This window comes from Flavobacterium movens (assembly GCF_039581425.1).
GTDB lineage: Bacteria > Bacteroidota > Bacteroidia > Flavobacteriales > Flavobacteriaceae > Flavobacterium > Flavobacterium luteolum.
On record NZ_JBCPXY010000006.1, the window covers coordinates 1 to 12,063 of the forward strand.

Annotated in this window: 10 protein-coding genes, 1 tRNA gene and 1 pseudogene; 7 read left to right on the plus strand and 5 right to left on the minus strand. The window is 35.0% G+C overall.

Annotated elements, in window-relative coordinates; translation table 11 throughout:
* Nucleotides 1–3,849: Ig-like domain-containing protein (locus AAYQ05_RS12185; protein ID WP_343543627.1), on the plus strand; the 3,849-nt coding region annotated here is incomplete at its 5' end.
* A gap of 844 nt (nucleotides 3,850–4,693) precedes the next feature.
* Here AAYQ05_RS12185 and AAYQ05_RS12190 read toward each other — a convergent pair.
* The 5 genes and pseudogenes from AAYQ05_RS12190 to AAYQ05_RS12210 all read right to left on the minus strand — a co-directional run bounded on the left by AAYQ05_RS12190 (nucleotide 4,694) and on the right by AAYQ05_RS12210 (nucleotide 7,715).
* Nucleotides 4,694–4,774: transfer RNA gene (locus AAYQ05_RS12190), tRNA-Tyr, on the minus strand.
* A gap of 410 nt (nucleotides 4,775–5,184) precedes the next feature.
* Nucleotides 5,185–5,571, minus strand: a pseudogene (locus AAYQ05_RS12195) (TlpA family protein disulfide reductase); the annotation flags it as partial.
* An 18-nt stretch (nucleotides 5,572–5,589) separates the two neighbouring features.
* A complete protein-coding gene (locus AAYQ05_RS12200) occupies nucleotides 5,590–6,351 on the minus strand; it encodes a DUF4369 domain-containing protein (RefSeq protein ID WP_281633126.1) in 762 nt (253 codons plus the stop codon).
* Nucleotides 6,352–6,612: 261 nt separating this feature from the next.
* The gene (locus tag AAYQ05_RS12205) at nucleotides 6,613–7,053 is read right to left on the minus strand and encodes a KTSC domain-containing protein (RefSeq protein ID WP_111366992.1); all 441 of its coding nucleotides are present in this window, start codon (nucleotides 7,051–7,053) and stop codon (nucleotides 6,613–6,615) included.
* A gap of 416 nt (nucleotides 7,054–7,469) precedes the next feature.
* Nucleotides 7,470–7,715, minus strand: a complete 246-nt coding sequence (locus AAYQ05_RS12210) for a hypothetical protein (RefSeq protein WP_343543629.1) — start codon at nucleotides 7,713–7,715, stop codon at nucleotides 7,470–7,472.
* 84 nt (nucleotides 7,716–7,799) lie between these two features.
* On the opposite strand from AAYQ05_RS12210, the gene AAYQ05_RS12215 reads away from it, so the two are divergent.
* From AAYQ05_RS12215 to AAYQ05_RS12240, 6 genes are all read left to right on the plus strand, one after another.
* Nucleotides 7,800–8,342, plus strand: a complete 543-nt coding sequence (locus tag AAYQ05_RS12215) for a hypothetical protein (protein WP_343543630.1) — start codon at nucleotides 7,800–7,802, stop codon at nucleotides 8,340–8,342.
* The gene (locus AAYQ05_RS12220) at nucleotides 8,342–8,482 is read left to right on the plus strand and encodes a hypothetical protein (RefSeq protein WP_343543632.1); all 141 of its coding nucleotides are present in this window, start codon (nucleotides 8,342–8,344) and stop codon (nucleotides 8,480–8,482) included. The genes AAYQ05_RS12215 and AAYQ05_RS12220 overlap by 1 nt, the downstream gene beginning before the upstream one ends.
* Before the next feature lie 116 nt (nucleotides 8,483–8,598).
* Complete coding sequence (locus tag AAYQ05_RS12225) at nucleotides 8,599–8,832, plus strand: hypothetical protein (protein ID WP_111289368.1); 234 nt, start codon at nucleotides 8,599–8,601, stop codon at nucleotides 8,830–8,832.
* Nucleotides 8,804–9,202 carry a YchJ family protein gene (locus AAYQ05_RS12230; protein WP_343543634.1) on the plus strand — a complete coding sequence of 133 codons (399 nt, stop codon included), beginning with the start codon at nucleotides 8,804–8,806 and terminating at the stop codon, nucleotides 9,200–9,202. The genes AAYQ05_RS12225 and AAYQ05_RS12230 overlap by 29 nt, the downstream gene beginning before the upstream one ends.
* A gap of 106 nt (nucleotides 9,203–9,308) precedes the next feature.
* The gene (locus tag AAYQ05_RS12235; RefSeq protein ID WP_289057374.1) at nucleotides 9,309–10,427 is read left to right on the plus strand and encodes a vWA domain-containing protein; all 1,119 of its coding nucleotides are present in this window, start codon (nucleotides 9,309–9,311) and stop codon (nucleotides 10,425–10,427) included.
* 161 nt (nucleotides 10,428–10,588) lie between these two features.
* Entirely contained in the window at nucleotides 10,589–12,052 is a 1,464-nt protein-coding gene (locus AAYQ05_RS12240; protein ID WP_343543638.1) for a MoxR family ATPase, read from the plus strand.
* Nucleotides 12,053–12,063 lie beyond the last annotated feature (11 nt).

Genomic DNA, 12,063 nt, shown 5'->3' on the forward strand with positions numbered 1-12,063 from the left:
TTTAGATGGTATGCGGATCAGACAACGACTACGGCGCTATTTACAGGAGATACTTATAGCGTAACACCTGCAATAACAACAACGTATTATGTGAGTGTAAGCGGTGATGGAGTCTGCGAGAATGCCATTAACACCAGAAAAGCGGTTGTGGTTACTGTGAATAGATTAGGCTTGGATGCTGATATCACGGCCTCAGATGTCGCAATTTGTACGGGTTCATCAACTGCGCTTACAGCTTCAACGGCTATTACAACGCCAATTTTTAGATGGTATGCGGATCAGACAACGACTACGGCGCTATTTACAGGAGATACTTATAGCGTAACACCTGCAATAACGACAACGTATTATGTGAGTGTAAGCGGTGATGGAGTCTGCGAGAATGCTATTAACACCAGAAAAGCGGTTGTGGTTACTGTGAATAGATTAGGTTTGGATGCTGATATTACGGCTTCAGATGCTCTAATTTGCGCGGGTTCATCAACTACACTTACAGCTTCAGCTACTGGAATAACAAATCCAGTTTTCAGATGGTATGCTGATCAGACAAGTACCACAGTATTAAATACAGCAGATACATATACTGTAACTCCGGCAACAACAACAACGTATTACGTCAGCGTAAGCGGTGACGGAGTCTGTGAAAACGCGATCAATACCAGAAAAGCGGTTGTTGTTACTGTGAATAGATTAGGTTTGGATGCTGATATCACGGCTTCAGATGCATTAATTTGTACGGGTTCATCGACTACGCTCACAGCTTCAACAACTATTACAACGCCAGTTTTCAAATGGTATGCGGATCAGACAACGACTACAGCGCTATTTACAGGAGATACTTATAGCGTAACACCTGCAATAACGACAACGTATTATGTGAGCGTAAGCGGTGATGGAGTCTGCGAGAATGCCATTAACACCAGAAAAGCGGTTGTGGTTACTGTGAATAGATTAGGTTTGGATGCTGATATAACGGCTTCCGATGCTGTAATCTGTGCAGGTTCATCAGCCTCGCTTACAGCTTCAACGACTATTACAACGCCAGTTTTCAAATGGTACGCTGATCAGACAACGACTACGGTACTTTTTACAGGAGATACTTATAGCGTAACACCTGCAACAACGACAACGTATTATGTGAGTGTAAGCGGTGATGGAGTCTGCGAGAATGCTATTAACACCAGAAAAGCGGTTGTGGTTACTGTCAACAGATTAGGCTTGGACTCTGATATCGCAGCTTCCGATGCTGTAATCTGTGCGGGCTCATCGGTTGCGCTAACTGCCTCGTCTGCAGGAGTAACTACACCAGTATTCAGATGGTATGCTGATCAGATAACAACTACGGCACTTTTTACAGGAGATACTTATAATGTAACACCTACAGCAACGACAACGTATTATGTCAGCGTAAGCGGTGATGGAGTCTGCGAGAATGCTATTAACACTAGAAAAGCGGTTGTGGTTACTGTGAATCGATTAGGCTTGGATGCTGATATAACGGCTTCAGATGCTGTAATCTGTGCAGGTTCATCTACTATTCTTACTGCTTCAACTACCGGAATAACAACGCCAGTTTTCAGATGGTATGCGGATCAGACAACAACTACCGCACTTTTTACAGGAGATACTTATAATGTAACTCCTGCAACAACGACAACATATTACGTCAGTGTAAGCGGTGATGGAGTCTGTGAAAATGCCATCAATACCAGAAAAGCGGTTGTGGTTATTGTAAATAGATTAGGTTTGGATGCTGATATTACGGCTTCAGATGCAGTAGTTTGTGCAGGCTCTTCAGCTTCGCTAACAGCCTCATCAGTTGGAGTAACAACACCAATTTTCAGATGGTATGCCGATCAGACATCGACTACGGCACTCTTTACAGGAAATACTTATACCGTAACACCTCCAACAACGACAACGTATTATGTCAGCGTAAGCGGCGATGGCGTCTGCGAAAACGCCGTCAACACCAGAAAAGCGGTTGTGGCAACAGTCAATCCTTTGGCTTTGGCTTCTGATATTTCAGCAACTACTTCAAATGCTTCTTTATGTACTGGAGGCAGTGCATCAATTACAGCTTCTAGTGCTATTACTAATCCTATTTTCAAATGGTATCAAGATGCTAATTTATCTGTTTTGCTTTATACAGGTCCGACCTTTGTAACGCCTGCTATAACGGTAAATACATCTTACTACGTTACAGTGCAAAACAATGCTATTTGCGAAAATAGTATTGGCAATGCGTTAAAAGTTGATCTAACAGTTATTTTGTGTTCTGATATTGCTTTGACAAAATCGGTAAGCAATATGTCGCCTTTCGTTGGTGATCAGGTTGATTTTACAATAACTGTAAGTAATCTTGGGCCAAATGATGCTACTGGTGTACGTGCTAATGATGTATTACCGTCTGGTTATACTTTTATTAGTGCAAACAACAGTGGAGTGTTATCTGGAAATACAATTACTTGGCCGACTTTTAATGTTTCGGTTAATAATCCTGTTTCATTGGTTTACAGAGTCAGAGTTAATACAGCGACTGGAACAGCGGATGAATATAAAAATGTAGCTCAAATAATTGCTTCGGATAATTTTGATCCAAATTCAACTCCAAACAATAATGATCCAGCAGAAAATGATCAAGATAGTGTGATTTTGACTCCAATTATACCACAACCGTCAATTTTATTATATAAAGATGCTTCTTTCACCGCATCTAATGATAGTAACGGAAATGGTTTTCCTGATGTAAATGAAACAATTACATACACTTTTGCAGCGCAGAATACAGGAAATATTAGATTAGAAAATGTAAAAATCAACGATCAGTTTTTAGGCATAACTAATTTATCAGTAACGCCTAGCACTTTGGATCCTGGACAAACGGGCAGGGCTCAGTTAATTTATACAATCACGGAGTCAGATTTTGAGAAAGGAGTAATTTACAATAGCGCAATTGCTCAGGGAAATACACCGCCGACACCAGATAATCCGGGAGGTACTACTGTTACCGATACTTCTGAAGATCCTACAAATCCTGTTAAGCCGGGTGATGAATATTATGATCCGAATTGTCCGACTTGTACTGTAGTTCCGTTGCCAAATATTCCAAAAATTGCAATTGTTAAGGAGATTTCTTCATTTAGTGGAAACTTTAATAATGCAAAAGTGGGTGATATCATAAGTTATCTTTTTACGGTAAGCAATATCGGAAATACGCGTTTAAGTAATGTAAAAGTAACAGATCCGCTTCCTGGAATGTCAACACCTGCACTTGATCCTGTAGATTCGAGCAGTAAAACGGGAGACCTTAATTCAAACGGATATCTAGATACAAATGAGAAATGGCTTTATAGAGCTGATTATGTTATCACCTCAGATGATTTAGCAAAAGGTCAAGTTGTCAACCAGGCTTTGGCAGAAGCGAAAGGGCCTCCAACACCTGTAAATCCTAATGGGGAAGATGTTAGTGACTTGTCAGATAAATCGTCGCCAACTAATGAGGACAATGATCCAACAGTTCTTGATATAGTGGGTTGTCAAGTAGTCGTTCATAATGCATTTTCTCCAAATGGAGACAACGTAAATGATAGGTTTAAAATTGATGGTATTGAATGTTACCCAAACAATACGGTTGAAATTTATAACCGCTGGGGAGTAATTGTTTTTCATACCGATGGATACAATAATCAAAACAATGCTTTTGAGGGTTATTCTAATGGAAGAGCGGTGATCAATCAAAGCAAAGGACTTCCAACTGGTACTTACTACTATATTCTCAGATATCAAAATTCAGATCAAAAAGAAGTAACAACTGCGGGTTATCTTTATTTAAGCATGAACCAATAATGAGACCTTGAACATCTTTGCTTTTTAATTTAAGTTTGAACTGTTTTTTTATTTTAGTTATTGTAAAAAAAAGTTTTTTAAAATTAATGTGAAATATTTTTGAAAAGCCTGATTGCGCAATCAGGCTTTTCTCATATTTATATCAGTTTGGAATCTCATATATTGAAAATTATTTATATGAATACTCACTATTTTTTGCATTTCAAATATGCAAAAAGGTATGAGACAGGATTCTTAAACAAATTTTAAAGTGTTTTTTTCTTTATCTTTTTTATAGCTATGAATTTAGGGTTCTGTCGCATCTGTTACATAACTATTATCTTTAGATCTAAAAAATACATTAAATGAATACCAAAGGTCATTGTTATTCTAAAGCTATTATTTTGCAGGCCGTTTATTTCAAATTGCGATTTACAGTAATGTTGAGGGAATAATGAGAATGCACGGAATAGCAGTTGATCACGCTACTTTTCAGCGTAGGAGATTTAAATTTTCGCCTTTAATAGACTCGGCACTCACGAAGAGAAAGAACAGTGTAGGAGCCAGCTGGCGAATAGAAGAAACTATATAAAAATAAGTTGTAGATGTGTTGAGAAAGAATCAGATGCTTAAGCCAGGAACAAGTATGTTCAAATCATTTTGTAAATTAATTGCATAATTTTATGGCAATTGATTTATCTGTAATTGATATGGCAGATGCAACAGAACTCACGATTTTGTCACAGAAATTTTGGGAGGTCTTAAAAAATTTGGAAAGTATTATAAAGAAAAAAACTGTGAATCTAAGGATTTTCGGGTTTTTGTATATATAAAAAAAGTCCTAATTTTCATTAGGACTTTTTTGTGGGGAGAGCAGGATTCGAACCTGCGAAGTTCACACAGCAGATTTACAGTCTGCCCTCGTTGGCCGCTTGAGTATCTCCCCGATCTCAGCTTGTTGTGCTTTGTTGTTCTAAGCGGTGGCAAAGATAGGAACTCTTTCTACATTTCCAAACAAAAAAACGACTTAATTTTAAGTTATTTTATAGTTATTTTTTAATTCATTGGAATTGAATAAAATAAAATTCGATTAAATATTCTTTTTTAAAATTTATTTACCAAAGTAGGATTAGGATTACGGTAGATATAAGATCTTTTCTTTGAACTTAATCTTTCATAAACTCTTCACTTATTGTATTTATTGATCCTTGGAGTGAAATGTTGAAGAAAAAAGAAACTATAATGCGATAAGCTGAAATTTTATTTCTTCTTATGAATTTCTATTTCTAAGTTTATGGATTATGCCGTAAAACAAAAAAATCTCCACTAGGGAGATTTTTTTTATTTCAAGATATATTATTTAGCTAGCAATTCTTGAATCTTTGCTTTCAATTCATCACCTCTTAAATCTTGTGCAACCACTTTTCCTGATGCATCAAGAATGAAAGTAGCAGGAATAGCTTCAACATTATATTGTCTAGCAATTGGATCTTCCCAGAACTTTAAATTAGAAACCTGAGTCCAAGTTAAACCATCTTTTGCAATAGCTTCTTTCCATTTTGCAGCATCTTTATCAAGAGATACTCCAACAATATTTAATCCTTTCGAGTGAAATTCTTTGTAAAGAGCTACAACATGAGGATTTTCTTGTCTGCATGGTCCGCACCAAGAAGCCCAGAAATCTACAATAGTAACTTTGCCTAAACTTTCTTTAAGCGAAACCATTTTTCCTTCTGGATTTGGAGCAGAAAAATCTGCTCTTCATTTAGCGCTGCCTACCGCTGGAGCTGTAGCACCAACAGATGGCATTTTTGCTTGACCAAATCTAGTTTTGATTTCTTTACCTGGAGCAGTATTTTTTAAAGACTCATCTAAACCATTGTAAAGTCCTTCTAATTTTTTCATGTCAGCTGTTGGATCATTCAATAAACTTTGAATAATTAAAGCTGTAATGAAAGATTTTGGATGACTTTCAGCATAAGTCATGTATTTCTTTTTGCTGCTTTCTTGTACTTCTTTCTGAATTTCCATGTATTGCTTCATCAAGCCATTGATAACTGCTGTATCTTGCGCTTGTTGAGCTTGTTTCATTTTATCGTTGTTCTTTTTTTGGAAATCAATTAAACTTTTTTGAGTTTTGTTCATATCTTCCATGAAAGCAAAGTACTCGTCATTGTTGTAAGTTCCAGAGATTTTAGATTTATGGATACTATCTTTATCAATAGCAACATTAATTTCTCCAGTTTCAAGGATAAATGGAATAGGACCATTAGCACCTTGCAAAATTAATGTATGGAAAGCTGGTTCTGTAACTTTTCCTTTTATTTCAAATTTTCCATTTTCAACTTTTACTGTATCAAGAGAAACTGGCATTCTTGTAGCTGGGTCTTGACCTTGCAAAATGATCGTTTTTCCGTTTTCAATTCCTGTAGCAGTACCAGTAATAAGGTATTCTCCATCTTTAACTTTGCTGCAAGAAATGATAGCTGCAGAAGCTGTAAGTACAAAAAGTATTTTTTTCATTATAAAAAATTAATTAGTTAATTGATTTGTGCAACAAAAGTATCTAAAATTATAAAACATACAGAATTTTGTAACCTAAAATTTTGTTATAGTTTTTTTGGTTGTAAAACGCATAAAATCAGCTTGTTTGCTGGCTTAATCTGATTAAAAACTCTTAATGTGGAACATATTTGAGAGATCTCTATTCAAATTTTTAAATTTCGGACATAAAAAAAGCACTCGTTTAACAGAGTGCTTTTTTGTAAAATATAGTGGTATAAACTATTCTTGATTTGTTTTCTTTCTCCAAGTAAAAGCATTTAAAATATGTCTTTTTGCAAATCTTGCAGGAGAATCAGCATTTACCATTTTTACGTAAGTTGCTTTAGGAACACTAATGTATTCGTAAACACTTCCGTTAGAAAAGTCAATGATTAAACGTCCTTCAACAAATTTAAAATCTGTGATAGAACAAGTTGAAATTGTCTCTGTGTATTCAGGTAAATTAAGTTTGATAGTATCAGGGTGAATACTTACTAAAAAGTGGTAAGCTTCGATAATCGTTTTACTTTTTTCTTCTGCTTCTTTTAAACCAGCTTCATTTCCCACAAATTTATCAGGATGAGATTCTTTCATCGCATTACGATAAATTGTCTTTAAATCTTTTAACTCTGCAGTTTTTTCTACGTTTAGTAACTTGCGGTATTCAACTATTTTTTTCATAAATAAAAGGTAACTACTTGTCTATTAGTTTGAAATCGTTTTGTTTTAGTTCAAATCGACAAATTTTTTGCAAAGGTACACTTTTTTTTAACTTTTCAGTTTTGATCGAAAAAATATTGAAAAAAGTTAACTGAAAGTTTATTTAACCGTAAAGGGTGCAGGGATTTTTTAACCGCAAAGTACGCAAAGGTTTACGCAAAGTACACTAAGATTTTTTTAACCGCAAAGAACGCTAAGATTTACGCAAAGCACGCAAAGAATTTTATTTATAGATTATTTACAAAAGAAAAGTTCGCAAAGCTTTATATCAAACTTTGCGAACTTTGCGTAAATCTTAGCGTTCTTTGCGGTAAACTTAACCGTTCCAACAAAACTTGAAACTTGAAACTTGAAACTTGAAACTTGAAACAAAAAAACTATTCCGGCTTATGATTCGCCTTATCGAAGTTTCTTGATTTTTTAGGATATTTATCGTAACTCATGTCGCTTGGGTTTTCAATAACAGACTTTATTGTAATCCAATCGCCTTCTTTAAATTTAGCTTGAACCATTTTGTAGTCTAAAAGATATTCTCCGCAGAAATAATTATTGTTTTCATCTTTTTCGATAATACCGGTAAAAACTCCTTTTTGTGGCATTTTTTGTTCTGAATCTATAGACATGATTTTTTGTTTTGAATTAAAGTACAAAGGTAAGCAATTTAGGTTTGTTTTGGGGAGTTCGCTGTAATCTGAGTATATTTGCACATGCAGAAAAATTTTAAGCCACATCCTAATTCTTTTAAAAATACCTTTTGCGCATTTAATGAAGTGCTTCCAGAGGCCATTAAAGGATTGAAAAAGCAATTTGAAAGCAAGGCGGGAAGTAGTTATTACTATACAGAAGAAGGAATGTATCGTGTTTCAAATCATTGGGGGAGACTGGCAAACAGTAAATGGCGTCTAATTGCCCGTAATCCAGAAACAGAATCTAAAACTAAAATAGGTTTTGCAAAATGGACAGAATTTTATCCTGATAATGCCGAAGAAAAACTGTATTATATTAAAGCTGATTTTGAAAACAACCTTGCCAATTACGAGCACAAAAATAATCCGGAGTATGATGGAAAAGCAGTTTTAAGAACAAGTTTTGAAACCACAAAACGGTTAAAACAGATTCGAAACCTGCAGCAGCTGACCAATTGGGCAAAACATTTTGACTATGACGATATTGATGATTTGCGAAAACAAATTATCAACGAATTGATTTTTACTGAAAAAACGTTAGAACAAATTAAAAGAGAAGTGTAATGGGACGCAATAACGAAAGGAACATCAAAAAGCACAATGATAAATTGCACAAAGCCCAGGCAAAAGCCAAACAAGCAGAAATTGCAAGAAAAGAAAAATTAAAGGAAATCGTAAAGAAATTCAACGAAAGTAAAGATTAAATATAAGTTGCCGCGAATTTCACGAATTAGCACGAATTTTATTTAAAATCTGTGTTCAATGCAAATTAAAAATTAGTGAAAATTGGTGTAATTCGTGGCGAAAAAAACACAAACAAATGAATTCAAAATTTGAAACACTAAAAGCAAACGTGCAAGAGATTATTGATTTGATCGCTGCAAAAAACGATAGAGAAGCAAACAATAAATTATTGGAAGTAAGCGAAACACTTGACGAAATGATTGATTTTGCTGAGGAAGACGAAGAAGTGAGAGAAATCACTCGTTATCAGGTTTTGTTAAATCAGCTTCATGTAAAAATTAATGGAGAAGAACCAGTTGATGGAGAATAAAAAATGTTTCTGCGATACAGGATTGCCTTTTGAAAATTGCTGTGAATTGTATTTAAGCGGTAATCAAAAAGCTCCTTCGGCATTAGCTTTAATGCGATCTAGATATTCAGCTTATGCAACACATAATGCCGATTATTTGATGGAAACCACTTATGTTTCAGAAAGAAAATATTACTCAAAACCTGAAATTTTAAGATGGGCTGTTTCTAATAAATGGCAGAAACTTGAAATATTAAGTTTTACTGAAAATACAGTCGAATTCAAAGCTTATTTTTTAGATTCAAACAATAATCCGCAAGTACATTACGAATTCTCTACTTTTAAATTCGAAAATGGCGCTTGGTATTATGTAGATGGAAAGTTTGAATAATTATTATATCTAACACTGTTAGCTGTGGATTTTGGTTAAATATTTTAACTAAAAATTAATAAACGATTCGTTTTTCATAATTCTAAAAAGATGTAATTTTAGATTTATGAAAAACGAATTTAAAAAAGGCTTTTATTTTAAGACTTACGAAGCTCCTTTTCAGTCTCCGTTTGACAAACTTTTTACGATTTTTAAAGAGCTAATCACCCATACTTCGGGCGATTTTGATGAAGCAATAAACTGGCTTCGGGAACTGGACAAAGAATACAAACTTACAGACGAAAATTATACAATTGACGACTTTATTGAAGATCTGAAGAAGAAAGGATATATTAGAGATGAAGTAAAAGGAGATGGAAGTTCTGGTTTTGGAATTACTGCAAAAACAGAAAGAGCCATCAGACAGCAAGCTCTAGATCAGATTTTTGGAAACTTAAAAAAATCAGGGAGCGGAAATCATAAAACAAAATATGCGGGAAGCGGCGATGAGCACACAGGAGAATTCCGTGAATATAATTTTGGCGACAGCTTAGAAAGAATTTCTTTAACCGAAAGCCTTCGAAATGCTCAAGTTAATAACGGTGTCGAAAGTTTTATGCTCACTGAAAATGATTTGATTGTAGAAGACGCCCAATACAAAGCGCAAATGAGTACGGTTTTGATGATCGATATTAGTCACAGTATGATTTTGTATGGTGAAGATCGAATAACTCCTGCAAAGAAAGTAGCAATGGCTTTGGCTGAATTAATTACAACAAGATACCCAAAAGATACGTTAGATATATTGGTTTTTGGAAATGATGCTTGGACAATTCCTATTAAAGATTTACCATATTTGCAAGTTGGACCTTATCATACTAATACGGTTGCGGGTTTGCAATTGGCGATGGATATTCTACGCAGAAAGCGTAATACCAACAAACAGATTTTTATGATTACCGACGGAAAGCCAAGTTGCGTTCGCGAACGTGATGGTTCTTATTATATGAATAGTAACGGTTTGGATGAATATATTGTCGATAAATGCTACACACAGGCACAGCAGGCAAGAAAATTACACATTCCGATTACGACTTTTATGATTGCCAGAGATCCTTATTTACAGCGTTTTGTGAATCAGTTTACAGAAGCTAATCAAGGAAAAGCATTTTATACCGGAATTAAAGGTTTGGGTGAAATGATTTTTGAAGATTACGAAGCGAATAGGAAGAAGAGGATTAAGTAGAGTTGCTAAGGTTCTAAGATGCTAAGATACTAAGGTTTCTTTGCGCCTGAATATACGTTGCGTATATCGTAGAGACGCACCGCAGTGCGTCTAACACAAAGGAATGAAACAATGCTCATTTCTTTAAAACAAAACAATAATAAAATCTATATTTCAACACAATGGAAATAAATACTATAAAGACATTAGGTCAATTAAAAGCCGCTGGATATAAAAGTACAAGTATAAAGGACGAATTACGAAATAATCTTCGTGAAAAAATCAAATCGGGAAAACCTGTTTTTGAAGGTGTTCATGGATTCGAGAATACTGTAATTCCAGAATTGGAACGCGCAATTCTATCTCGCCATAATATTAATTTACTAGGACTTCGCGGACAGGCAAAAACTCGTTTGGCTCGTAAAATGGTAGAATTATTAGACGAATATATTCCGTTTGTGGAAGGTTCAGAAATTAACGACGATCCGTTAAATCCAATTTCCCGTTTTGCAAAAGATTTAATTGCTGAAAAAGGAGATGAAACACCGATTTCATGGCTACACAGAAGCGAACGTTTCTTTGAGAAGTTGGCAACTCCAGATGTAACAGTTGCTGATTTAATTGGAGATGTCGATCCAATAAAAGCGGCAAATTTGAAATTGTCTTATGCAGACGATCGTGTAATTCACTTCGGAATGATTCCAAGAGCGAATCGCTGTATTTTTGTAATCAACGAATTACCCGATTTACAGGCGAGAATTCAAGTAGCGTTATTCAATATATTGCAAGAAGGAGATATTCAGATTAGAGGTTTCAAATTGAGAATGCCTTTAGATATGCAATTTGTTTTCACTGCAAATCCAGAAGATTATACCAACAGAGGAAGTATTGTAACACCTTTAAAAGATAGAATTGGTTCACAAATTCTAACGCATTATCCGGAAAGTATCGAGATTGCACGAACAATTACTGAGCAAGAGTCTAAATTAGATCAAAATCAGACTGATGTTGTATATGTTCCGAGTTTAGCGAGAGATATTTTAGAACAAATTAGTTTTGAAGCACGCGAAAGCGAATACATTGACAATAAAAGTGGTGTGAGCGCCAGAATGAGTATTACGGCCTTCGAAAATTTAATTAGTACAGCCGAGCGTCGCGCTTTGATTTCGGGAGTTGATAAGACAACATTACGTTTATCGGACTTTGTGGGAATCATTCCAGCAATTACAGGTAAAGTAGAATTGGTTTATGAAGGAGAGCAGGAGGGAGCCGATGTTGTGGCCGAAAGCTTAATTGGTTCTGCAATCAGAACTTTATTCCCTGAATATTTTCCTAAAATCGAAAAATTGGAAAAACCAGACGAAAAAACGCCATACTCTGATGTGGTAGAATGGTTTTTCGCAGAAAGCGGTTTCGAATTATTGGATGATGCTTCAGACAAAGAATACAAAAGTATTTTAGATGAAGTAACGCCATTAGATGAGTTATTAAAAAAATATCAACCTCAATTGGCAAAAGAAGATGTTTATTTTATGAAAGAATTTATTCTTTGGGGATTGGTAGAATATAAGAAACTGAGCAAAGACCGTTTTGCAAAAGGAAGTCAGTTTAGAGATATTTACGGAAGTTATATTAGTAAATTTTAAAAACATAGTAC

What these genes read in the sequence shown, in the direction of transcription:
- AAYQ05_RS12200 (WP_281633126.1), bottom strand. Translation starts at nt 6,351, where the DNA reads ATGAAAAAAATACTTTTTGTACTTACAGCTTCTGCAGCTATCATTTCT.
- AAYQ05_RS12205 (WP_111366992.1), bottom strand. Translation starts at nt 7,053, where the DNA reads ATGAAAAAAATAGTTGAATACCGCAAGTTACTAAACGTAGAAAAAACT.
- AAYQ05_RS12210 (WP_343543629.1), bottom strand. Translation starts at nt 7,715, where the DNA reads ATGTCTATAGATTCAGAACAAAAAATGCCACAAAAAGGAGTTTTTACC.
- AAYQ05_RS12215 (WP_343543630.1), top strand. Translation starts at nt 7,800, where the DNA reads ATGCAGAAAAATTTTAAGCCACATCCTAATTCTTTTAAAAATACCTTT.
- AAYQ05_RS12220 (WP_343543632.1), top strand. Translation starts at nt 8,342, where the DNA reads ATGGGACGCAATAACGAAAGGAACATCAAAAAGCACAATGATAAATTG.
- AAYQ05_RS12225 (WP_111289368.1), top strand. Translation starts at nt 8,599, where the DNA reads ATGAATTCAAAATTTGAAACACTAAAAGCAAACGTGCAAGAGATTATT.
- AAYQ05_RS12230 (WP_343543634.1), top strand. Translation starts at nt 8,804, where the DNA reads ATGGAGAAGAACCAGTTGATGGAGAATAAAAAATGTTTCTGCGATACA.
- AAYQ05_RS12235 (WP_289057374.1), top strand. Translation starts at nt 9,309, where the DNA reads ATGAAAAACGAATTTAAAAAAGGCTTTTATTTTAAGACTTACGAAGCT.
- AAYQ05_RS12240 (WP_343543638.1), top strand. Translation starts at nt 10,589, where the DNA reads ATGGAAATAAATACTATAAAGACATTAGGTCAATTAAAAGCCGCTGGA.